Origin of the sequence: Streptomyces sp. NPDC017979 (assembly GCF_044328175.1) — a bacterium.
GTDB lineage: Bacteria > Actinomycetota > Actinomycetes > Streptomycetales > Streptomycetaceae > Streptomyces.
On the sequence record NZ_JBIRGU010000016.1, the window covers coordinates 1 to 22,409 of the forward strand.

Below are 22,409 nucleotides of genomic sequence, written 5' to 3' on the forward strand. Positions count from 1 at the left end.
GTGGACTACGGCGTCGTGGGCGACCTCCACACCGTCGTCCCCCAACTCACCGACGACATCAACACCCGCAAGAACTGAAGAACTGACCGACCCGCGTCGCGCATCCGGCGACGACGCGTGCAGACCGGAGCCGCACGGCGAACCCGCCGTGCGGCTCCGGCCGTTCCCGCCCACCGTTGACGGAGGCCGAAGCCCCCGACTAGCTTCGCCATGCGGATCATGGATTCCGTTCAACGGAAAATGGGAGGCGTGCAGCGATGGGTTCACAGAAGCAGCCGGCAACCACCTTCGACGGAACCGTCACCGAGGCCGTCGGCGCGGCCCTCGCGCCGGTGGACGCCGAACTCGCCCGCCGCTACCCCGGGGACCCCGGCACCCGTCAGCCCGTCCACACCGTCTACGTACCCGGCGAGGCGTTCGCCGCCGACACCGTCCGCGCCTGGGGTGACCGTGCCCTCGCCGCGCTCGACGAACACGCCCCGGACGCGGTCTCCTTCGCCGCCGCCCTCGGCCTGCCCGACCACCTGGCCGAGCCGGTGCACGGCCGGGTGCTGGCCAAGCTGGCGCGCGAGCCGATCGAGGACCTGCGGATCGACTTCGAGGACGGGTACGGCGGCCGTACGGACGCCGACGAGGACGCCCACGCGGCCCGGGCCGCGCGGCTGGTCGCCGATGCGTACGCGCGCGGCGCCGCCGCCCCGTACATGGGCATCCGGATGAAGTGCATGGAGGCGGCCGTGCGCGACCGGGGCGTACGGACCCTCGACGTCTTCCTCACCGGGCTGGTCGAGCACGGCGGGCTGCCGGCCGGGTTGGTGCTCACCCTGCCCAAGGTCACCTACCCCGAACAGGTCACGGCGATGGTGCGGCTGTTGGAGGCGTTCGAGCGGGCGCACGGACTGGACGCCGGCCGAATCGGCTTCGAGATCCAGATCGAGACGAGCCAGGCGATCCTGGCGTCGGACGGCACCGCGACCGTCGCCCGGCTGATCCGGGCCGCCGAAGGGCGCGCCACCGGACTGCACTACGGCACCTTCGACTACAGCGCCTGCCTCGGCGTCAGCGCGGCGCACCAGGCGAGCGACCACCCGGCCGCCGACCACGCGAAGGCGGTGATGCAGGTGGCCGCGGCCGGAACCGGCGTACGGGTGTCGGACGGCTCCACCAACGTGCTGCCCGTCGGGCCCACCGCGCAGGTCCACGAGGCGTGGCGGCTCCACTACGGCCTCACTCGCCGCGCCCTCGCCCGCGCCTACCACCAGGGCTGGGACATGCACCCAGGGCACCTCCCCACCCGCTACGCGGCGGTGTTCGCCTTCTACCGCGAGGGTTTGGAGAGGGCCGCCGCGCGGCTCGCGGCGTACGCGAACCGGGCGGGCGGCGACGTCATGGACGAGCCCGCCACGGCGAAGGCGCTGAGCGGGTACCTGCTCCGGGGCCTGGACTGCGGCGCGCTCGACCTCGACGAGGTGACCGGGCTCAGCGGGCTCGACCGGGTGGGTCTGGAAGCCTTCGCGGCCCCGCGCCGCGCGGCACCGACCGGGGCGTAGCGGACGGCGGCGGCGGGCGCCCGCGACCGGAACTGGTCGCGGGCGCCCGCCGTGCGGAGTCGGGGGCGGTGGGTCAGGGGCGCCAGATGGACAGGTCGTATCCGCCGGAGGCGTTGGGCGCGCAGTCGAAGTAGGAGGCGCCGGCGTTCATGACCGCCCACTGGCCCGCGTAGGCGCACGCGCCCAGGGACGAGTAGCTGCCCCATGAGACCCATCTCATCGGCTGGACGTCGGAGGCCGGTGCGGCGCTCGTCGTGGCGGTGGTCGGGGCCGCCTGTGCGGCCGGAGCGGCCATCAGTCCGGCGCCGGCGATGGCGGCGGCGACGGCTGTCGTGGCGAACATCTTGCGTAGGGACATGACGTGGAGCCCTCCCTCTTTTCGGGCCTTCGGAGTCCGCGCTCCGACGGCTGGGAGAAGATTGGTCCAGACCTATCCGTCGAGACAACGGGAAGTTCGCATTCCGTAGCGGATTGGCTGATATGTGGAGGAGTTGGCCGATAATGTGCGTAGCTTGTGAAGATGGTGCCGGGTGACTCGTGTGGGGAGGGGCGAGTTCACGTCAGGGCCGTGCCGCGGCCGGTGGGTGGGGCCTCGCGTGCGAGCCGCGTGCGTTCCCTAGCCCGGCGCGATCTCGCCCGAGCCGCGGGGGATCAGCCGGGTCGCCAGCGTCAGTTGGGTCGGCTGGTCCTCGATGCCGTCGAGGCGACGGAAGAGACGTTCCGCCGCGGTGCGGCCGAGCAGCGCCGCGTCCTGCGCTATGACGGTGATGCCGAGGAGGTCGGCGAGTTCGATGTCGTCGAAGCCGACCAGGGCCACCTCCGGTCGGCGGCCCGCCAGGGCGCGCACCGCGGTGACGGTGACGCGGTTGTTGCCCGCGAAGACGGCGGTGACCGGCTCCGGCCCGCTCACCATGGCGTCGACGGCGGCCCGCACCCGCTCCGGCGCGGTGGAGCCGAGGGAGACCCAGGCGTCGTCGACCGCGAGACCGGCGTCCTCCATGGCTGCGCGGTAGCCGCGCAGGCGCTCGACCGCGGTGTGGATGCGGGGTCGGTCGCCGATGAAGCCGATCCTGCGGTGGCCGTGCGCGATGACGTGGGCGACGCCGGCGCGGGCCCCGCCGAAGCTGTCGGAGAGGACCACGTCCGCCGAGATCCGGCCCGGCGGGCGGTCGACGAAGACGGTGGCGACGCCCGCCTTGATCTCCGGCTCCAGATAGCGGTGGTCGTGGCCGGCGGGGATGACGATGAGCCCGTCCACGCGGCGGGCGCACAGCGCGAGCGCCAACTCCTGCTCGCGGTCCGGGTCTTCTGCGCTCGAACCGTTGATCAGCAGGGCGCCGTGGGCGCGGGCGACCTCTTCCACGGCCCGGCTCAGCGGCCCGTAGAAGGGGTCGGCGAGGTCTTCGAGCACCAGCCCGATCGAGGCCGTGCGCCCCTTGCGCAACACGCGGGCGCTGTCGTTGCGGCGGAAGCCGAGGGAGTCGATGGCCTCCTGGACCCGGCGCTCGGTGTCCGGCGTGACGCCCGGCTCGCCGTTGACGACCCGTGAGACGGTCTTGAGCCCCACGCCCGCGCGCGCCGCCACGTCCTTCATGGTCGGCCGGTTGCCGTAGCGCCGTTCCGGGGTGCGGAGGTGGCCGGACACAACGGAGGAACGATTCGTTTCGGCCACGGTGCGCAGTCCTGTCTTCGTGTGGCGTAAGTGGGGTGCAGCGAAGAGCATAGGCCCTGGACAACGTTGTCAGGTGAATGGAGACTGGTGGCCCATCAGTAGGCACGACAGGCCACGGGGGGACCACATACCGATGGATACGGAGCTCGTCGCCGCGCTGGACATCGGCGGCACCAAGATCGCGGGCGGACTGGTGGACGGCGCCGGTCGCGTACTGCTGCGGGCGCAGAGACCGACCCCCGCCCGGGAGGGCGCGGAGACCGTCATGAAGGCCGTGGGCGCCGTCGTCGCCGAGTTGGCGGCGGCGACGGAGTGGCGGCGGGTGAACGCCGTGGGCATCGGCAGCGCGGGCCCGGTCGATGCGTCCGCGGGCACCGTCAGCCCGGTCAACGTGCCCGGGTGGCGCGACTTCCCGCTCGTCGCACGGGTCGGCCGGGCCACCGGCGGGCTGCCGGTCGCGCTCGTCGGCGACGGCGTGGCGATGGCCGCGGCCGAACACTGGCAGGGCGCGGCGCGCGGCTACGACAACGCGCTGTGCATGGTCGTCTCCACCGGGGTGGGCGGCGGTCTCGTCATCGGAGGCCGGCTCCACCCCGGACCCACGGGAAACGCCGGCCACATCGGCCACATCAGCGTCGACCTGGACGGCGACCTGTGCCCGTGCGGTGGGCGCGGCTGCGTCGAACGCATCGCCAGCGGACCCAACATCGCGCGCCGGGCCCTGGAGGACGGCTGGCGGCCCGGCCGCGACGGGGACGCTTCCGCCGCCGCGGTGGCCGCCGCGGCCCGCGCGGGCGACCCGGTCGCCACCGCCTCCTTCGCCCGCGCCGCGCAGGCGCTCGCCGCCGGCATCGCGGCCGCCGCCACCCTCGTGGAGATCGAGATCGCCGTCGTCGGCGGGGGAGTCGCGGGCGCGGGCGACGTCCTGTTCGCCCCGCTGAGGCGCAGCCTGCGCGACTACGCCGCGCTCTCCTTCGTCCGGGAGCTCGCCGTCGCCCCGGCGCTGACCGGCGTCGACGCCGGTCTGGTCGGCGCTGCGGCTGCGGCGCTGCTCAGCAGGGCGGGTGAGACGACGGCCGCGATCGGCGGATGAGCACGCGGGGCGTCCAGCCGCGTACTGCCCGGGGCATACGGCCAGCACTCCGATCACTCAACGCGCTGGTTGGCGATGAAGGGGTGACATACGATCACACAGCGCTCCGCGTACCTTCGTTGAGGCATGTTCGAATATGTTGGAATGGATGTGATATCGGTTGCTCGCTCTCGTGCCGGAGCTTTTGACGGCGCCCTTCTGGGGGAGTTCGGATCCGATTCTCGCGTTCGTTTATGTTGAGTTGGACTCCTGAGGAGGGGGCATGGCGCATGCCTGGCTTGACGGGTCCCACGGTGCAGCAGTGCCCGGAAGTGTGACAAGTCATCGGATGTCACGTCGGAGTTTGTTACGCGGCGCGATGGCAGGCGCGGGAGCCGTCGCCCTGCCCGCGCTCCTGACCGCGTGCAGCGGCGGCCCGGGCGGTGACGGCAAGACCGTCAACCTGGGCTCCAACTCCTCGGACCCGGTGCCGAAGAGGGCCTTCGCGGACGCCTTCGCCGCGTACGAGGAGCAGTCCGACGGCCGGAAGGTGAAGGTCAACACCGTCGACCACAACACCTTCCAGGAGAACATCAACCGCTATCTCCAGGGCAAGCCGGACGACGTCTTCATGTGGTTCGCGGGCTACCGCATGCAGTTCTTCGCCAAGAAGGGCCTGCTCCACGACATCAGTGACCTGTGGGCCGACTACGAGGGCTTCTCCGACGCCCTCAAGGCCCAGTCCACCGGCGAGGACGGCAAGCAGTACCTCACGCCGTACTACTACTATCCGTGGGCCGTCTTCCACCGGAAGAGCCTGTTCCAGAAGTACGGCTACACCGCGCCCAAGACGCTCGACGAATACGTCGCCCTCGCCCGCCAGATGCAGAAGGACAAACTCGTCCCCATCGCCTTCTGCGACAAGGACGGCTGGCCCGCGATGGGCACCTTCGACTACATCAACATGCGGACCAACGGTTACGAGTTCCACAAGTCCCTGATGGCCGGCGAGGAATCCTGGACCGATCGGCGCGTCAAGGACGTCTTCGACACCTGGCGCAGCCTGCTGCCGTACTGCCAGCCCGGCGCCAACGGACGCACCTGGCAGGAGGCGGCGACCAGCCTCCAAAAGCGCGAGGCCGGCATGGCCGTCTTCGGACTGCAACACCCGGGCGCCCAGTTCCCCGAGGTCGACCGGCCCGACATCGACTTCTTCCCCTTCCCCGAGATCAACCCCGAACACGGGCAGCAGGCGGTGGAGGCCCCCGTCGACGGCTTCCTGCTGGCGAAGAAGTCCAAGGCGCTGAAGAACGACAAGACCCTCGCCTCTGCGAAGGACCTGCTGCGCTGGCTGGCCACGGGCAAGGCGGAGGACGTCTATCTGGCCGGCGACCCCAACAACATCGCCGTCAGCGACCGGGCCGACACCTCGGCGTACACCCCGCTGCAGAAGAAGGCCGTGGAACTGGTCGGGGGCGCCGAGCAGATCTCCCAGTTCCTGGACCGCGACACCCGGCCCGACTTCTCGTCGACGGTGATGGTCCCGGCGATCCAGAGCTTCATCAACGACCCCAAGGACGTGGACGGGCTCGTCAACGGCATCGAGAAGCAGAAGAAGACCATCTTCGCCGGCGACGCGTAGGGCGCGTCCGCAGAGCAGCGCCGGCCGCCGGAGGCCCGCGGCCGGCCGCCCGGTTGCCCAGGAGTCCGCCAGCCGGACGTGACCGACTTGGAGTCCACCCGTGCCGCCGACGCGCACCACCGGAGGACAGCCCCCGCGCTCCCCGGCCCCCGCGGCCCGCCGCTCCGGGCGCCGGGGCCCGCGCCGCTACACCCGCCGCGACGTCGCCGTCCTCGGCGTGCTGCTGGGCGTGCCGATCCTGCTGGACGTCTTCGTCATCTGGGGGCCGACCCTCGCCTCCGTCGTGCTCTCCTTCACCAGTTGGGACGGCATCGGCGACATCACCTGGGTCGGTACGGAGAACTACGAGAACCTGTTCACCAACTACCCGGTGTTCTGGCCCGCCGTCCGCCACAACCTGCTGTGGCTGGCCTTCCTCGGTCTCGTCGCCACCCCCTTCGGGCTGCTGCTCGCCGTACTGATCGACCGCGGGGTCCGCTTCAGCCGCTTCTACCAGTCCACGTTCTACCTGCCGGTCGTGCTCTCGCTCGCCGTCGTCGGCTTCATCGCCCAACTGGTCCTCTCCCGCGACCAAGGAGCGCTGAACGCGATCGTCGGCAACGAACAGAACCCCACCGACTGGCTCGGGGACCCCGACCTCAACCTCTGGATGGTCCTGCTGGCCGCCGCCTGGCGGCACACCGGCTACGTGATGATCCTCTACCTCGCCGGACTCAAGGCCGTCGACCCCACCCTGAAGGAGGCCGCGGCCATCGACGGCGCCGGCGAGGCCCAGACCTTCTTCCGGGTCGTACTGCCCACTCTGCGCCCCGTGAACGTCCTGGTCGCCGTCATCACCGTCATCGAGGCCCTGCGCGCCTTCGACGTCGTCTACGCCGTGAACAAGGGCAGGAACGGCCTCGAACTGCTCTCCGTGCTCGTCACGGACAACATCGTCGGCGAAGCCAGCCGCATCGGGTTCGGCTCCGCCATCGCCGTCGTGCTGCTGCTGTTCTCCCTGGGCTTCGTGGTGACGTTCCTGGTCCGGGAGATCCGTGGGGAGAAGAATCGATGACCGCCACCGCACCCCCGTCCCCGGCCCGCGACACCGCCGCCGCCCCGGCACCGCACCGCCGGCGCCGGGTGCGCCCCGGCCGCCTCGGCGTGCACGCCTTCCTGGCGACCGTGTCCCTGGCCTTCCTCGCCCCGCTGCTGCTCGCGGTGTACGCCTCCCTGCGGCCCTACGACGAGACGTCCGAGCACGGATACTTCTCCTTCCCGAAGAAGCTCTCGTTCGACTACTACCGGCAGGCGTTCAGTGACTCGGGCATGACGAAGTACTTCGTCAACACCCTGCTCATCGCCGTGCCCGGGGTCGTCGTCACGCTCTTCTTCGCGTCCTTCGTCGCGTTCGCCGTGGCCCGGCTGTCGATGCGCGGCTCGACCGTGCTGCTGATGCTGTTCACCGCCGGGAACCTGCTGCCCCAACAGGTCGTCATCACCCCGCTGTACGTGCTGTTCAACCGGATCCCGCTGCCGTACTGGATGTCCGACTCGATGACGATGTACGACTCGTACTGGGCCGTGCTCGTGGTGAACGTCGGCTTCCAGATCGGGTTCTGCGTCTTCGTCCTCGCGGGCTTCATGCGGACCCTGCCGCAGGAGATCCAGGAGGCGGCGATCGTGGACGGAGCCGGGGTGTGGACGCGCTACTGGCGCATCACGCTCCCGCTGTGCCGCCCCGCCCTCGCGGCCCTCGGCACCCTCCAGTTCACCTGGATGTACAACGACTTCCTCTGGGCGCTGGTCTTCATCTCCGACGGCGACAAGCTCCCCGTCACCTCCGCGCTCAACAACCTGCGCGGCCAGTTCTTCACGGACCACAACCTGCTGGCCGCCGGCTCCGTCATCGTGGCGCTGCCCACCGTCCTGGTGTTCCTGCTGCTCCAACGGCACTTCATCGCCGGACTGACCCTCGGATCCAGCAAGGGCTGAGCCCCCCGCGGTCCGGGCAAACGGCTTACGTAAGGTGAGACGCTTCACGACCCCCGCCGCCGCCCGACCGGGACGGCGGCCCGGACACATTTCGACCGGTGACGGCCAAGATGTCCGGGTCGGGTTACGCGGCGGGGCGTTGTGGGCAATCCACTGTGGGCGAGGGAAGAGGGGGAACCGTGATCGTCTGGATAAACGGTGCGTTCGGCTCGGGCAAGACGACCACCGCAGGCGAACTGGTGGAGCTGATTCCGAACAGCACGCTGTACGACCCCGAGCTCACCGGCGCGCAGTTGCACCGACTCCTGCCGGCGAAGCAGCTCGACGAGGTGGACGACTACCAGGACCTGCCCATCTGGCGCCGGCTCGTGGTGGACACCGCAGCGGCCATGCTGGCCCAGCTCGGCGGCGTCCTCGTGGTGCCCATGACCCTGCTGCGGCAGGAGTACCGGGACGAGATCTTCGGTGGGCTCGCCGCGCGCAGGATCCCGGTGCGGCAGGTGCTGCTGAGGCCAGATGAAACGATCCTGCGGACCCGGATCGAAGCTCGGGGGGAGCTGCTCGAAGCCCGTGCCGCGGGCAACGGTGCCAAGAGCAACGGCGCCACCCCGCACGCCGGGCGCCGGAACGACAGCCGCCGGGACGCCGACCGCAACGGCGCCGACCGCGACGCCACGGGCGTGCGGGGCCCCGGCGCGGGACCGGTGCGCCGCCAGTGGTCGTACGACCGCATCGAGCCCTACCGCTCGGCCCTGGAGTGGATCAGCGACGACGCCTTCGTCATCGACAACGGCGCGCTCGACCCGCGGCAGACCGCGCACCGCATCGCCGAGGCGGTGCGCACCGGCGAGGCGCCCGTCTGCACCATCGTTCAGACGCCCGAGCCCGTGGCCGAGACGCTCGCCGCCGGCGTCCTCCTCTTCGACGAGGCGGACCGGGTGCTGCTCGTCGACCCCACCTACAAGCCGGGCTGGGAGTTCCCCGGCGGGGTGGTGGAGCCGGGGGAGGCGCCCGCCAGGGCCGGGATGCGGGAGGTCACCGAGGAGTTGGGCCTCGCGCTCGACCGGGTCCCGCGACTGCTCGTCGTCGACTGGGAGCCGCCGAAGCCGCCCGGCTACGGGGGCCTGCGGCTGCTCTTCGACGGCGGCACGATCGGCACCGCGGAGGCCGAACGCGTAACGCTGCCCGCCGACGAACTGCGATGTTGGCGCTTCGTCGGCGAGCGGGAGGCGGCCCGGCTGCTGCCGCCCCCGCGGTACGAGCGGTTGCGCTGGGCCCTGCGGGCGCGCGAGCGCGGTGTGGTGCTCAACCTGGAAGGCGGAGTGCCCGTCGGCTGAGCCCGCCGTTCGGCGCCGGTGGCCGGTGGCCGGTGGCCGGTGGCCGGTGGCCCGGGCCGTACCGCCTCGTGATCCGTCGTCGGCCCGTCCGCAGCGGCGCGCCGACCGGTACCGAGGCGCACGGTCCGGGCCGGGTCGGCCACTTCGGCTCCTTGGTCTACTTCCTACTTCCTCGCGTAGTTCCGCAGGAACAGCGCCTCCGTCACCGACAGCCGCTCCAACTCCTCGGGCGAGACGGACTCGTTCACCGCGTGGATCTGCGCCGCCGGCTCGCTCAACCCGATCAGCAGGATCTCCGTCTGCGGATACAACTCGGTGAGCGCGTTGCAGAACGGGATCGACCCGCCCATGCCGGCCACCTGCATCTCCTGCCCCGGATACGCCACCCGCATGGCGTCCGCCATCGACGCGTACGCCGGACCGGTGGTGTCCGCCCGGAACGGCTGCCCCATGCCGACGTGCTCGATCGACACCCGGGCACCCCACGGCGCGTGCGCTTCGAGGTGCGCCGTCAGCAGCCGGGTCGCCTCGTTCGCGTCCTGCCCGGGCCCCACCCGCAGGCTGACGGTCGCCCGGGCGCTCGCCTGCACCGACGGGGTGGCGCCGACCACGGGCGGGCAGTCGATGCCGATGACGGACACGGCGGGGCGCGCCCACAGCCGTTCCGCCACCGTGCCCGTACCGATCAGCTGCACGCCGTCCAGCACCTTGGCGTCCGCACGGAAGACGTCCTCCGGATACGCCAGCCCGTCCCACTGCTGATCGGCCGCCAGCCCGTCGACGGTGGTCGAACCGTCCTCGGCCCGCAGCGAGTCCAGCAATCGGATGAGCGCGGCGAGCGCGTCGGGCGCGGCCCCGCCGAACTGCCCCGAGTGCAGATTGCCCTGCAACGTGTCGACCCGCACCCGCAGCAGCGTCATCCCGCGCAGCGTCGCCACCACCGTCGGCAGGCCCGTCTGGAAGTTCCCGGAGTCACCGATCACGATGACGTCGGCCGCCAACAGTTCGGGGTGCTGCGCGGCGTACCGCTCCAGACCGCCGGTGCCCTGCTCCTCCGACCCTTCGAGGATCACCTTGACGCCGACGGGCACGCCGCCGTTCGCCTTCAGCGCACGCAGCGCCAGCAGGTGCATGATGAAGCCGCCCTTGCAGTCCGCGGCGCCCCGCCCGTACCAGCGGCCGTCGCGCTCGGTCAGCTCGAACGGCGGCGAGAGCCAGGCGTCCGGGTCCAGCGGCGGCTGCACGTCGTAGTGCGCGTACAGGAGCACGGTCGGCGCGCCTTCGGGGCCGGGCAGGTACCCGTACACCGACTCCGTGCCGTCGGGGGTGTCGAAGACGGTGACGTCCTGGAACCCCTCGGTGCGCAGCGCTTCGGCGCACCAGCGCGCGGCGGCCTCGCACTCGCTCTTCGGGAACTGCGCCGGGTCCGCGACCGAGGCGAACGCCACCAACTCCGCCAGCTCGGCACGGGCCCGCGGCATGAGGGAGGCGACGGTCCCCGCAATCTTGGGGTCGGACATGGGCACGCTCCTGGCGGGTGCGACGTTGGGAGTGGGTGTACGGCGAACGCGCGGTCGATCCTGCCACAGCAGAACGGCGGGGCCGCGCCGTAGGATGCCGTCGAGAGCAGCGTGTACGTGTCGGATCGGGAGCGAAACCACATCGTGAGCAGCGAGAACGGTGTCACCGGGGCAGGAGCGGAAGAGCACGGGCACGGCGAGGCGGTGTGGGACGTCGTCGTGGTCGGTGCGGGGCCGGCCGGTGCGTCCGCGGCCTACGCGGCAGCAGTGGCGGGCCGTCGGGTGCTGCTGCTGGAGAAGGCGGAGCTGCCGCGCTACAAGACGTGCGGCGGCGGCATCATCGGCCCGTCCAGAGACAGCCTGCCGCCCGGCTTTGAACTCCCCCTGAGGGACCGGGTGCACGCCGTCACCTTCAGTTTGAACGGCCGGCTGACGCGTACGCGTCGGTCCAAGAAGATGCTCTTCGGGCTGATCAACCGCCCGGAGTTCGACGCACAGCTGGTCGAGCACGCGGAGAAGGCGGGGGCGGTGCTGCGCACCGGGGTCACCGTCTCGCGGGTCGAGCAGCACGGCGCGGCCGTGCCGGACCGGCGCACGGTCGCGGTGGTGACGGCGGCGGGCGAGACGATCCTGGCGCACGCCGTGGTGGGCGCGGACGGCAGCGCCAGTCGGATAGGCGCCCACGTGGGGGTCAAGCTCGATCAGGTCGACCTGGGCCTGGAGGCCGAGATCCCGGTGCCGGAGCCGGTGGCCGAGGACTGGGCGGGGCGCGTCCTCATCGACTGGGGCCCGATGCCCGGGAGTTACGGGTGGGTGTTCCCCAAGGGGCGGACGCTGACCGTCGGGGTGATCTCGGCGCGCGGCGAGGGCGCGGCGACCAAGCGCTATCTGGAGGACTTCATCGCCCGGCTGGGGCTGGCCGGGTTCGAACCCGCCATCTCCTCCGGTCACTTGACCCGCTGCCGTAGCGACGACTCGCCGCTCTCCCGCGGTCGGGTCCTGGTGTGCGGAGACGCCGCCGGGCTGTTGGAGCCGTGGACCCGCGAGGGGATCTCCTTCGCACTGCGCTCGGGGCGGCTCGCGGGGGAGTGGGCGGTACGGATCGCGGAGGCGCACGACGCCGTCGACGCCCGGCGCCAAGCGCTGAACTACGCCTTCGCCATCAAGGCCGGACTCGGCGTCGAGATGGCGGTGGGGCGGCGGATGCTCACCATCTTCGAGCGCAAGCCCGGGCTGTTCCACGCGGCGCTGACGGGGCTGCGGCCGGCGTGGCGCGCGTTCACGGACATCACGCGCGGGTCGACGACGCTGGCCGGCATCGTCCGCGGGAGCGCGGTGGCGCGCCGGGCCCTGGAGACGTTGGACCGCCGTGCGGGTCGGGCCGGCGCCCGGCCGGGGGACGACGTCGATGCGGACCAGGCGAACAAGGCGAACAAGGGAGACGAGGGCGACGGCAAGGGGGAGATGGAGCCGTCGACCACGGCGTAGCGGTCTTCCGCGGCGTGGCGGCCCTCCGGAGTGTGGCGGCTGACCGCGGTGTGGTGGTTGACCGGGGTGTGGTGGAGGCGCGCGGTTCGGAGACGCAGGGCTCGGAGGTGCGCGCCTCGGGGACGTCGCTGCGGAGTGCCGCGGCTCGTCGGCCGGTTCGCGTCATGGCGATTCGTCGACTTCATCGACTCCCATCGACGGTGATGCGGAAGACCGGGTGCCGGTGGGCCGCGGCCAACAGCTCCTCGTCGGAGGAGTTCGCGTCGACGTCGCCGAAGAAGCGGCCGACCTCCCAGCCCCAGCGACGCAGGTAGTCGCGGAGCAGGGCCGGCTTCTCCTCGTCGGTCAGTTCTACGACGGTGAAGTGCTGGGTCTTGCGGCCCAGCGCCAGCCGGCCGCCGCCCGCGGCCCGGAGGTTGCGCACCCACTGGGAGTGCCCGCGGGCGGAGACGAGATAGGTCGCGCCCTCGTACGGCAGCGGATTGACGGGGATGCTCCGCCACTCGCCGCTGGTGCGACCGAGGACGGACAGCTCGGCCGTGCCCATCAGGCTCACACCGCGGCGTGCGAACCAGCGGACCAGCCCGTTGAGGGCGGTGTCGAAGCGACCCGGCTTGATGTAGTGGCGGTGGTGGTGCTCGGACTGGGGCTGAGCCGGGGCCGGGGGCGCGGGCGGGGTGTGCATGCGGGGCATGGGGTGCTCCTGTGGTTGATGGGGTGCGTGCGGGTGGGTGGCGCGTACACGGTGTGGTTACTGAGGTGATGGTCCGCGAGTCGTCAGGCGACCCGTTGGGCGCCCGGTCGGGCGTCGGGCGACGTGATGATGCTGCTCTCTTTTGAGGGCGGTGCTCCATTTCGAGAGCACTGCTCTCGTTTGGGATCGCCGCTCTCGAACTGACTCCAGTCTGCACGGAGCGGCGCTCCAAAGCAAGAGCAGTGCTCTCGAAATTGGTCAGTGCTCTCCGAGGCGTGGAAGACTGTGCCCCATGACGTCGCTCCGTGGGGCCCGGGACCGGGCCCGTGTTGAAGTCACTGCCGCGATCAAGGACGAGGCCCGCAAGCAACTCGCGGCCGAAGGCGCCGCGAAGCTGTCCCTGCGCGCGGTCGCCCGGGAGTTGGGGATGGTGTCCTCCGCCCTCTACCGCTACTTCCCGAGCCGCGACGACCTGCTGACCGCGCTCATCATCGACGCGTACGACGCCGTCGGCGCCGCCGCCGAGTCCGCGCTCGCCGCCGCGCCCCCGCCCTCGTCGGGGACGCGCTCCGTCCACGTCGCCCGCTGGACCGCGGTCTGTTCGGCCGTCCGCGCCTGGGCCATCGCGCACCCCCACGAGTACGCCCTGATCTACGGATCGCCCGTGCCCGGATACAGCGCCCCCCGGGACACCGTCGGCCCGGCGGCCCGGGTCGGCATGGCCCTGATCTCCGTGGCCCGCGACGCGTACAACACCACCGGACTCGCGCTCCCGCCCCTCGACCCCGCTCTGCGTCCCGAGGCGGAGCGAATGGCCGCAGAGCTCGCCCCCGACCTGCCGCCCGCGGCCGCGTTGGCCTTCGTGGCGGCCTGGGCGCAGCTCTTCGGGCTGATCTCCTTCGAGGTGTTCGGCCAGTTCCACCGGCTCGTCGGAGAGCGGGACGCCTTCTTCGCCCGGGCCGCAACCCGGCTCGCCCACGAGGTCGGCCTGGCCGAGCGGCCCTGAGCCGACCTCGCCCCACGGCTGACTGCACCCGCGGTTGTGGTGCCCGAGGCGCCGACCGCTACTTGGGTGCCATCCGGAGCTCCGGCCGTACTGCCCAGGGAGTAGGGGTGATCACCACACCGGGGTGACGCCCGGCGCACCGGCGTCCGTCTAGCGTTGCCGACATGGAACAACAGCCCGACCGCGTCTGCGGTGGTCCCCCCTGGATGAAGGAGGACGGACCACCGTGGATGCGGCCGTGGGCGCGGCGCCGGGCCGACGGCCGGGTGCCCTGGCCGTCCACTCTGCTGATCGCGGTGTTCGTGCTCGTGGGCACGGAGTTCGCGGCCAGGGGGCAGGAGGGGACGCGGGAGCCCGTGGACGCCTTCGCTCAGGCGCTGCTGGTGACCCTGTCGGCGTGCCTGCTGCTGCGGGTGCGCTGGCCCGTCGTGGCTCTCGTCGGCACGGCCGCGCTGACCTCCGGCTATCTGGCCGCCGGCTATCCCTACGGGCCGGTGTTCGTGCCGGTCCTCGTCGCCGCCTTCTCCGCGGTTCTCGCGGGCCACCGGCGGGCCGCCTGGTGGACCGCGGGTGCCTTCTGGGCGGGGCACGTCCTGCTCGCCCACTGGTGGTACGCGTATCTGCCACCCGCCGGGGACGATGCGGCGCCCTGGGGGCGGGAGTTGGTCTTCGCCGCGTGGATAGCGGCCGTGCTCGCGGGCTCCGAGCTGTTGCGCATACGGTGCGCGGAATGGGCCCGCGCCCGGTTGGAGCGGGCCGCTGCCGCCCGCCGTCGCGCCGAGGAGGAACGCCTGTTGATCGCCCGCGAGTTGCACGACGTGCTGGCGCACTCCATATCCGTGATCAATGTGCAGGCCGGGGTGGGTCTCGCGCTCCTCGACCAGGATCCGGAGCAGGCGCGCACCGCCCTGACCACCATCAAGGCGGCCAGCAAGGAGGCGCTCGGCGAGGTGCGGCAGGTCCTCGGCAGCCTCCGGGCACCGGGGGAGGCGCCGCGCGCCCCGGCTCCCGGGCTCGACCGCGTGCCCGAGTTGGTGGAGCAGGCGCAGAGCGCGTCCCTCGCCGTCGTCGTCGAGACGCGGGGCGCCCCGTTCGCCCTGCCACCGGGAACGGACCTGGCCGCCTTCCGCATCCTCCAAGAGGCCCTGACGAACGTGATACGGCACTCGGGCTCGCGCAGCGCCCGCGTCCAGATCTCGTACGCCCCCGGGCGGCTCACCCTGCGGGTGGCGGACGAGGGGCCGGCCAGCGCTTCGGAGCACAGCGGCAGCGGCAACGGCCTGGTGGGCATGCGGGAGCGCGCGGCCGGGCTGGGCGGCACGATCCAAGCCGGCCCGCGCAGCGAGGGCGGATTCGAGGTCCGTGCGGACCTACCGGTGCGACGGAAGGAGACGCCGTGATCCGCGTCCTGCTCGCCGATGACCAACTGTTGGTGCGCGCGGGTTTCCGGGCCCTGCTCGACGCCCAGCGGGACATCGAAGTCGCGGGCGAGGCGTCCGACGGGCAGGAAGCGGTGCGGCTGGTGGGCGAGGTGAAGCCGGACGTCGTCCTGATGGACGTCCGGATGCCGGTGCTGGACGGCCTCGCCGCCACCCGTCGGATCACCGAGGACGCACGGTTCGAGGAGGTGAAGGTCGTCATCCTGACCACCTTCGAGTTGGACGAGTACGTCTTCGAGGCGATACGGGCGGGCGCATCGGGCTTCTTGGTGAAGGACACCGAGCCGGACGAACTGCTCCGCGCCGTGCGCGCGGTGGTGGACGGTGACGCCCTGCTGTCGCCCGGGGTGACCCGGCGGCTGATCGCCGAGTTCGCGGCCCGCTCCCGTACCCCGGCCGACGCGGGTCGGCTCGCCGAATTGACTGACCGAGAGCGGGAGGTGATGGCCCTGGTCGGGATGGGCCTGTCGAACGAGGAGATCGCCCGGCGGCTGGTGGTGAGCCCGCTGACCGCCAAGACGCACGTCAGTCGGACGATGGTCAAGCTAGCCGCCCGTGACCGGGCGCAGTTGGTCGTCCTGGCCTACGAGTCGGGTTTGGTGCGCCCCGGCTGGCTGGGCTGACCGTCCGGGCGACCGGCCTCGGCGGCCGGCTGCTCCTGGAGTTCGGCCGGGCGGGGGACGGTGCCGTCCAGGGGCGGGGCGGTGACGTTGCGGGCCGCGTAGGCGATCACGGCGGCGCCGGTGGCGAGCAGGGCCACCGTCGTCAGGGCGAGGGGCAAGGTGAACCAGTCGGCGAGGAAGCCGATCGCGGGGGGACCGAGCAGCATGCCGCCGTAGCCGAGGGTGGACGCGGCCGCCACCCCGCTGGGGCCGGCCAGGGCGCCCGCCCTGGCCACGGCAACGGGGAAGATGTTCGCGAGTCCCAGCCCGGCCACGCCGAAGCCCAGCAGCACCAGCCACACCGTGGGTGCCAGGGCGCCGATGAGCATCCCGGCCGCCGCGGTCGTGCCGCCGGCGACCAGGGTGCGGGTCTGCCCGAGCCGTTCCAGCAGGAAGGTGCCCGACAGCCGGCCCACGGTCATGGCCAGGGCGAAGAGGGCGTAGCCGAGCGCGGCGACGCCCGGGGTCGCACCGAGGTCCTGTTCCAGGTGGAGCGCGCCCCAGTCGGCCATGGCGCCCTCGCCGTACGCGGTGCACAGCGCGATCACTCCGAGCAGGACGACGAAGTTCCGGGTGCGTCCCACCAGCCGGCGCGGGCGACCGCGGGGCGCGTCGGGGGCGGGCGGCTGCCCGGTGGTGGGCGCGGGCGCCCGTAGCAGCACGGGCGCGGTGAAGGCGGTGACCAGCAGTCCGAGCGCGGCGAGCGACAGCAGGTGCCGGGTCGGCGACAGCCCGCCGGCGATGAGCGCCCCGAGCCCGGCACCGACCATGCCGCCGAGGCTGTACGCCGCGTGGAACGCGGGCATCACGGGGCGCCCTATTGCGGCGACCAGATCGACCGCCGAACTGTTCAAGGAGACGCTCATGGCTCCGTAGGCGGCGCCGAACACCAGCAGCACCAGACCGAGGGCGACGACGTGCGACATCAGCGCCGGCAGCGCGACGCCAAGCGACATCAGCGCGGCGCTGCCGACGGTGACCCGCAGGCTGCCGAAGCGGTGGCACAGGCGCCCGGTGAGCATCATCGTCACCACGCCGCCGGCCGAGACGCCGAGCAGGGCGAGGCCCAGCGCACTGGCGGAGGCGCCGGTCTGTTCCTTGATGGCGGGGATGCGCACGACCCACCCGGCGAACAGGAAGCCGTCGAGGACGAAGAAGACGGTGAGGGCGAAGCGGAGGCGGGCCAAGGTCGAGGGTGCGGCGGCGCGTGCCGGGCGGGGCACGAACGGCCGTATTTTGTTCATGTCCGGCACAAACGCAGAATAGGTGTGACATCCGTTTCGGACAAGATGGCTGAGCATCCCTGGTCGTTCCCGCCCGGTCGCGCCGGAACGATTCCCTGGCGGGAACGGCGCACGACGGCGCGGCCCGCCCCGGGGCGCACGGCTCGGCACGACGAACGGCAGGGTTCGGCCTGCTGAACCGTACGGCGCGGTTCGGGGCCCCAAGGATCATGGGAGACTCCCCACCATGAACGGCAAGGCGACGAGCACCAGATCGAGGCTGGAGAGGGGCCGCAGCGCGCTCGGTCCCGCACTGGAACTCGTCCACACCGGACGCGCGCCCACCCGCGCCGTCCTCACGGCCGAACTGGGCGTCACCCGTGCCACCGCCGGTGCCGTCGCCGCCGAGTTGGCGGCACTCGGCTTGATCCGCGTCGACTCCCGCCCCGCCGCCGCGACCGGCTCCCAGGGCCGACCCTCCCATCGACTCGCCGTCGACGACGACGGCCCCGTCGTGCTCGCCGCCCAGGTCCACGCGGACGGTTTCCGTGCCGCCCTCGTCGGCCTCGGCGGCCGGACCCTCGCCACCGCACCCGGCTGCCTCACCGTGGCCGCCGACCCCGGCCAGGTCATCGGTGCGGTCGTCGCCGCGGGCGCCGTCCTGCTGCGCGACAGCGGCCGACGCTGCGTGGGTGCCGGCCTCGCGGTGCCGTCGGCCGTCGCCGAACCGGACGGCACCGCCCTCAACCCGCTGCACATCGCCTGGCCCGCCGGCTCCGCCGTGCGCGACACCTTCGCCGAGCACGTCCGCGCGGCCGGCATCACCGGCCCCGCCTTCACCGGCAACGACGTCAACCTCGCCGCCCTCGCCGAGCACCGCCACGGCGCCGGGCGCGGCGCGCACCACCTGCTGTGCGTGGCCACCGGCCACCGCGGCGTCGGCGGCGCCCTCGTCCTCGACGGCCGGCTGCACACCGGCAGTTCCGGGCTGGCCCTCGAAGTCGGCCACCTCACCGTCAACCCCGCAGGGCGGCCCTGCCACTGCGGAAGCCGCGGCTGCCTGGACGTGGAGACCGATCCGCTCGCCTTCCTCACCGCCGCCGGCCGGGTGCCGGGCCCCGAGGTCTCCCTGCTCGCGCAGGCCGGCGAACTGCTGCGCACCGAGCCCGACGACCCCGCCGTGGGCTCCGCCCGCGCCCAGCTCATCGACCGCCTCGGCCTCGGGCTCGCCGGACTCGTCAACATCCTCAACCCCGACCGGATCATCCTCGGCGGACTCCACCGCGAACTGCTCGCCGCCGACCCGGAGCGGCTGCGCGCCGTGGTCGCCGACCGCAGCCTGTGGGGGCGCAGCGGCGGCGTGCCCATCCTCGCCTGCACCCTCGACCACAACAGCCTGGTCGGCGCCGCCGAACTGGCCTGGCAGCCGGTGCTCGACGACCCGCTGACCGCCCTCGGCTGACGCCCCCGCCCGCCACCCGACCGGGGGCATCGAGGACGGCTCGGCCCCCGCGAGCGGGTAGGCGACGAGCATGACCCACGAGCGCCCCGGTGCGCCGCCCCACGGGCATCGCCTCCAGCGACTGCACCGCAGGATCGCCTCGTCCCCCGTCGGCCTCGGCTGGAACCGCGGTCGCGAGATGGAACTGCTCCACCGGGCCATGGGCTTCGCAGCGCTCGGCTTCCTCACCCTCGTGCCGCTGCTGGTGGTGGTCGCGGCGGCCGACCCCGCCAGCAGCCAGGGCTTCGCCCGTTGGCTCGGCCAGGCACTCGGCGTCTCCGAAGCCTCCCAGGCCCAGGTCGAACAGCTCTTCGCGCCACCGGGCACCGCACTCCAGCGCACCACCGCCTTCGGCCTCGCCGCCCTCGCGGTCTTCGGTCTGACCTTCGGCTCGGTGGTGCAGACCGGTTACGAGAAGGTGTGGGACCTGCCGACCGCCCGCTGGCACACCATGTGGCGCCACGTGATCTTCCTCGCGCTGCTGGTCTTCGCGCTGCTGGTGTTCGTCAACACTCCCGCGTTCGGCGATTCGGGCGTCGGCACGGTCGCCACCGCCGCGCTGGACCTCGTCGGCACCTTCGTCTTCTTCCTCGTAGCCCAGCGACTGCTGCTCGGCGGCCGGGTCCGCTGGGGCGCGCTGGTGCCGGGAGCGGCGGCGACGGCCCTGTTCATGCTGGGGCTGCGGGTCTTCTCCCAACTGGTGTTCTCCCCGCTGATCGCCTCGAACGCGGTCACCTACGGTCCGTTCGGCACCGTCCTGGTCCTCCAGTCCTGGCTGGTCGGCGTCGGAGTCGTCGTGTACGGGGGTGCCTTGGTGGGGCGGCTGGTGCACGAGGAACGGGTGCGTCGACGGTTGGAGCACAGCGTGCGCTCCGGCCCGGAGCGGAACCCTCTGTGAGGCCCGGAGGGAATCCCTCCGAAACCCTCTGTGAGGCCCGGAACTGGACCGTATGAGGCCGGGAACAGAACCCCTGTGAGGCCGGGAACGGAACCCCTTATGACGGGTCCGGCTCCCCGAGGACGGCGAGCTGCGGCGCCGTGAGCTGCGGTGCGGCGAGGGTGAACCAGACGACCTTGCCGCCCTCCCCCCGGGGCCGTACGCCCCAGGTCTCGCTGACCGCAGCTATCAATCCGAGGCCGCGGCCCGAGGTGGCGAAGAGGTCGGCCTCCCGCAGGCTCGGCAGCCGCGGGTCGTGGTCCTTGACGGAGACCACGAGCCGATCGAGCAGCAGCTCGATCTCCACGGTGCACAGCTTGTCGGGCTGGGCGTGGCGATGGACGTTCGTCAGCAACTCGGTGACGCCTAGGGCGGCCTGGTCGATCAGTGGATCGAGGTGCCAGTAGCGCAGTTGCGCCGAAATGATCCTGCGGACCTGTCCGATCCGCGACGGCAGGGCTTGCAGCTCCACCGTGCAGTGCCTGCTGGGCTGACTGATCACGGCTACGACTCCCCGAATGAGGTCCGGAGGTCCGGAGGAGGGCGAGGGAGGGAAGACGGGAGGAAGCGAAGACGGGAGGAAGCGAAGAACGGTGCAGTGCGACGAAGAACGACGAGGAACGACGAAGAACGACGCAAGGCAACGGCGTTGGTGGATCGGCGCAGTGGCCGGCTGTCAGCTGATCCGTTCGACGACCGCTGGATCCCAGCGTCACCGCCGATGCACTCTGAGTGATGTGAGACAAGCGTGAACCACTGGCCAAGGTCTCGCAACTCGGCGGCCGTCGTACGCCGCCGTACGGGGGTGCGGGCCTGGAGCGACCGCTCCGACGCCCTCCTGCGGACGCCGCCCCACGGCCCGCCCGTCCCGTCTCGTTCTGCCGCCCGCCCGACGGGCCGCGGCCCGTGCAGCCGGCCGGTGGACCGGCTCAGCCCTCGCTGCCGCCCGCCCCGCGCACGGCCTTCAGGAAGCGCCCCGCCGCCCTGCTCCCGTCGGCCTCCTCGTCACGCTGACCCATCGTCAAGCGGTAGCGCTTGCCGTTCACCGTCAGCGCCGTGCTGGCCTCGTCGGAGAACCACGTCTTGCCCGCGCGGACCGCGCGGACCGGCGCGCTGTCGATCACCCTGCCGTAGCTGGTGAGCAGTTGCAGCCGACCGTCCTTGATCAGGACCTGACCGGCTTTGGTGAGTGAGCGAGGCCATCGCTCGATCCGTACGCCAGTGGCCCGGAACTCGGGCTCTGCCATGGCCATCGGACCCCTCCTCCCCTGTGTGTCACGTCGTCTGAAGGAAGTTTGCAACATCCTGGGGCGCGGGCACCAGTGGACGGCGGCGGCGCTGTGCGCATCCGGGTGGTTCGTTGGGGCGCACGGACCACAAGCGATCCCTATGGATGCCCCAAGCGAATGTTTACGCAGGTGGGGCGCCTACTGTGACGGAAGGGTAAGCACAGTCGACGACAGCCGGCACCGGCGCATCCGGACGCATCCGGTGCACCGGCGCGGCAGGCACAGGGACGGCGGGCATGAACGGCGACGGGCAGCAGATCGGGCAGCGGATGACGGGCCAGGACACCACGACCGGCGACGTGGACCGCAGCGACCCCGGTTACCGCGGCTGGCTGAAGGAAGCGGTCCGCAAGGTCCAGGCGGACGCCAACCGTTCGGCGGACACCCACCTGCTGAAGTTCCCCCTGAAGGAGGAGTGGGGCATCGACCTCTACCTCAAGGACGAGTCCACCCACCCCACCGGCAGCCTCAAGCACCGGCTGGCCCGCTCCCTCTTCCTCTACGGGCTGTGCAACGGGTGGATCCGCCCCGGCCGCCCCGTCATCGAGGCGTCCAGCGGTTCGACCGCCGTCTCCGAGGCGTACTTCGCCAAGCTGATCGGCGTGCCGTTCGTCGCGGTGATGCCCCGCACCACCAGCCCCGAGAAGATCCGGCTCATCGAGTTCCACGGCGGGCGCTGCCACTTCGTCGACGACTCCCGCCGGATGTACGAGGAGTCCGCCGCGCTCGCGGAGCGCACCGGCGGCCACTACATGGACCAGTTCACCTACGCCGAACGGGCCACCGACTGGCGCGGCAACAACAACATCGCCGAGTCCGTCTACCAACAACTGCGCCTGGAGCGCTACCCCGAGCCCGCGTGGATCGTGGCCACCGCCGGCACGGGCGGCACCTCGGCGACCTTCGCCCGCTACATCCACTACATGCAGTACGACACCCGGGTCTGCGTGCCCGACCCGGAGAACTCCTGCTTCTTCGACGGCTGGACCCGCAACGACCCGGGCGCCACCAGCGACCACGGCTCCCGCATCGAGGGCATCGGCCGCCCCCGGATGGAGCCGAGCTTCGTGCCCGGCGCCATCGACCGGATGATGAAGGTGCCCGACGCGGCGTCCGTCGCCGCCGTACGGGCCCTGGACACCGCGATCGGCCGGAAGGCCGGCGGCTCCACCGGCACCGGGCTGTGGAGCGCCTTCAAGATCGTCGCGGAGATGGTGGCGGCGGGGGAGCGGGGGAGCGTGGTCACCCTGCTCTGCGACCCCGGCGAGCGCTATCTCGACAAGTACTACTCCGACGCCTGGCTCGTGGAGCAGGGCCTGGACGTCGCCCCGTACGCGAACGCGATCGAGCGGTTCCTCGACACCGGCCGGTGGACCGACGCCTGACCTACCCCTGACCGGGGC

20 protein-coding genes are annotated in these 22,409 nt (G+C 71.9%); 13 read left to right on the forward strand and 7 right to left on the reverse strand.

From position 1 onward, the window contains the following. Positions 1-257: 257 nt before the first annotated feature. A complete protein-coding gene (locus ACH4E8_RS30525) occupies positions 258-1,550 on the forward strand; it encodes a DUF6986 family protein (protein WP_398454394.1) in 1,293 nt (430 codons plus the stop codon). Positions 1,551-1,623: 73 nt separating this feature from the next. Here ACH4E8_RS30525 and ACH4E8_RS30530 read toward each other — a convergent pair whose 3' ends face one another. Both ACH4E8_RS30530 and ACH4E8_RS30535 read right to left on the reverse strand, forming a co-directional pair. Beyond that, positions 1,624-1,908, reverse strand: coding sequence for a hypothetical protein (locus tag ACH4E8_RS30530; protein WP_398454396.1), 285 nt, complete (start codon positions 1,906-1,908; stop codon positions 1,624-1,626). A 258-nt stretch (positions 1,909-2,166) separates the two neighbouring features. Further along, positions 2,167-3,144, reverse strand: coding sequence for a LacI family DNA-binding transcriptional regulator (locus tag ACH4E8_RS30535; RefSeq protein ID WP_398454696.1), 978 nt, complete (start codon positions 3,142-3,144; stop codon positions 2,167-2,169). Positions 3,145-3,355: 211 nt separating this feature from the next. Here ACH4E8_RS30535 and ACH4E8_RS30540 point away from each other — a divergent pair, with 211 nt between their 5' ends. The 5 genes from ACH4E8_RS30540 to ACH4E8_RS30560 all read left to right on the forward strand — a co-directional run bounded on the left by ACH4E8_RS30540 (position 3,356) and on the right by ACH4E8_RS30560 (position 9,247). Next, a complete protein-coding gene (locus ACH4E8_RS30540) occupies positions 3,356-4,315 on the forward strand; it encodes an ROK family protein (protein ID WP_398454398.1) in 960 nt (319 codons plus the stop codon). Between the two features lie 328 nt (positions 4,316-4,643). Continuing rightward, positions 4,644-5,936, forward strand: coding sequence for an ABC transporter substrate-binding protein (locus tag ACH4E8_RS30545; RefSeq protein WP_398454401.1), 1,293 nt, complete (start codon positions 4,644-4,646; stop codon positions 5,934-5,936). Between the two features lie 100 nt (positions 5,937-6,036). Further along, positions 6,037-6,990 carry a carbohydrate ABC transporter permease gene (locus ACH4E8_RS30550; RefSeq protein WP_398454404.1) on the forward strand — a complete coding sequence of 318 codons (954 nt, stop codon included), beginning with the start codon at positions 6,037-6,039 and terminating at the stop codon, positions 6,988-6,990. After that, on the forward strand, positions 6,987-7,910 hold the full coding sequence (locus tag ACH4E8_RS30555) for a carbohydrate ABC transporter permease (protein WP_398454407.1): 924 nt from the start codon (positions 6,987-6,989) through the stop codon (positions 7,908-7,910). Before ACH4E8_RS30550 ends, ACH4E8_RS30555 begins: the two co-directional genes overlap by 4 nt. Positions 7,911-8,089: 179 nt before the next feature. Continuing rightward, the gene (locus ACH4E8_RS30560) at positions 8,090-9,247 is read left to right on the forward strand and encodes an NUDIX domain-containing protein (RefSeq protein ID WP_398454410.1); all 1,158 of its coding nucleotides are present in this window, start codon (positions 8,090-8,092) and stop codon (positions 9,245-9,247) included. 164 nt (positions 9,248-9,411) lie between these two features. Here ACH4E8_RS30560 and ACH4E8_RS30565 read toward each other — a convergent pair whose 3' ends face one another. Continuing rightward, entirely contained in the window at positions 9,412-10,767 is a 1,356-nt protein-coding gene (locus ACH4E8_RS30565) for a dipeptidase (RefSeq protein WP_398454412.1), read from the reverse strand. A gap of 144 nt (positions 10,768-10,911) precedes the next feature. Here ACH4E8_RS30565 and ACH4E8_RS30570 point away from each other — a divergent pair, with 144 nt between their 5' ends. After that, positions 10,912-12,255 carry a geranylgeranyl reductase family protein gene (locus tag ACH4E8_RS30570; RefSeq protein ID WP_398454414.1) on the forward strand — a complete coding sequence of 448 codons (1,344 nt, stop codon included), beginning with the start codon at positions 10,912-10,914 and terminating at the stop codon, positions 12,253-12,255. A 181-nt stretch (positions 12,256-12,436) separates the two neighbouring features. On the opposite strand, the gene ACH4E8_RS30575 is transcribed toward ACH4E8_RS30570, so the two are convergent. After that, entirely contained in the window at positions 12,437-12,940 is a 504-nt protein-coding gene (locus ACH4E8_RS30575; RefSeq protein ID WP_398454698.1) for a nitroreductase family deazaflavin-dependent oxidoreductase, read from the reverse strand. 301 nt (positions 12,941-13,241) lie between these two features. Here ACH4E8_RS30575 and ACH4E8_RS30580 point away from each other — a divergent pair, with 301 nt between their 5' ends. The 3 genes from ACH4E8_RS30580 (at position 13,242) to ACH4E8_RS30590 (ending at position 16,017) form a co-directional block, all read left to right on the forward strand. Then, the gene (locus tag ACH4E8_RS30580; protein ID WP_398454416.1) at positions 13,242-13,955 is read left to right on the forward strand and encodes a TetR/AcrR family transcriptional regulator; all 714 of its coding nucleotides are present in this window, start codon (positions 13,242-13,244) and stop codon (positions 13,953-13,955) included. Between the two features lie 164 nt (positions 13,956-14,119). Beyond that, on the forward strand, positions 14,120-15,355 hold the full coding sequence (locus ACH4E8_RS30585) for a sensor histidine kinase (protein ID WP_398454419.1): 1,236 nt from the start codon (positions 14,120-14,122) through the stop codon (positions 15,353-15,355). Then, on the forward strand, positions 15,352-16,017 hold the full coding sequence (locus ACH4E8_RS30590) for a response regulator (protein ID WP_398454421.1): 666 nt from the start codon (positions 15,352-15,354) through the stop codon (positions 16,015-16,017). Before ACH4E8_RS30585 ends, ACH4E8_RS30590 begins: the two co-directional genes overlap by 4 nt. Here the strand turns inward: ACH4E8_RS30590 and ACH4E8_RS30595 are convergent. Then, on the reverse strand, positions 15,978-17,309 hold the full coding sequence (locus ACH4E8_RS30595; protein WP_398454423.1) for an MFS transporter: 1,332 nt from the start codon (positions 17,307-17,309) through the stop codon (positions 15,978-15,980). The two genes, ACH4E8_RS30590 and ACH4E8_RS30595, sit on opposite strands and share 40 nt — an antisense overlap. A gap of 217 nt (positions 17,310-17,526) precedes the next feature. Here ACH4E8_RS30595 and ACH4E8_RS30600 point away from each other — a divergent pair, with 217 nt between their 5' ends. Both ACH4E8_RS30600 and ACH4E8_RS30605 read left to right on the forward strand, forming a co-directional pair. Continuing rightward, complete coding sequence (locus tag ACH4E8_RS30600) at positions 17,527-18,741, forward strand: ROK family protein (protein ID WP_398454425.1); 1,215 nt, start codon at positions 17,527-17,529, stop codon at positions 18,739-18,741. A gap of 70 nt (positions 18,742-18,811) precedes the next feature. Further along, a complete protein-coding gene (locus ACH4E8_RS30605) occupies positions 18,812-19,678 on the forward strand; it encodes a YhjD/YihY/BrkB family envelope integrity protein (RefSeq protein ID WP_398454428.1) in 867 nt (288 codons plus the stop codon). 97 nt (positions 19,679-19,775) lie between these two features. Here the strand turns inward: ACH4E8_RS30605 and ACH4E8_RS30610 are convergent, their stop codons facing one another. Both ACH4E8_RS30610 and ACH4E8_RS30615 read right to left on the reverse strand, forming a co-directional pair. Continuing rightward, positions 19,776-20,219: an ATP-binding protein gene (locus tag ACH4E8_RS30610; protein WP_398454430.1), complete on the reverse strand. Its 444-nt coding sequence runs from the start codon at positions 20,217-20,219 to the stop codon at positions 19,776-19,778. 427 nt (positions 20,220-20,646) lie between these two features. Further along, entirely contained in the window at positions 20,647-20,970 is a 324-nt protein-coding gene (locus tag ACH4E8_RS30615) for a hypothetical protein (RefSeq protein ID WP_398454432.1), read from the reverse strand. A gap of 272 nt (positions 20,971-21,242) precedes the next feature. Between ACH4E8_RS30615 and ACH4E8_RS30620 the strand changes: the two genes are divergently transcribed. After that, positions 21,243-22,391 carry a PLP-dependent cysteine synthase family protein gene (locus ACH4E8_RS30620; RefSeq protein WP_398454434.1) on the forward strand — a complete coding sequence of 383 codons (1,149 nt, stop codon included), beginning with the start codon at positions 21,243-21,245 and terminating at the stop codon, positions 22,389-22,391. The last annotated feature ends 18 nt before the right edge of the window (positions 22,392-22,409 follow it).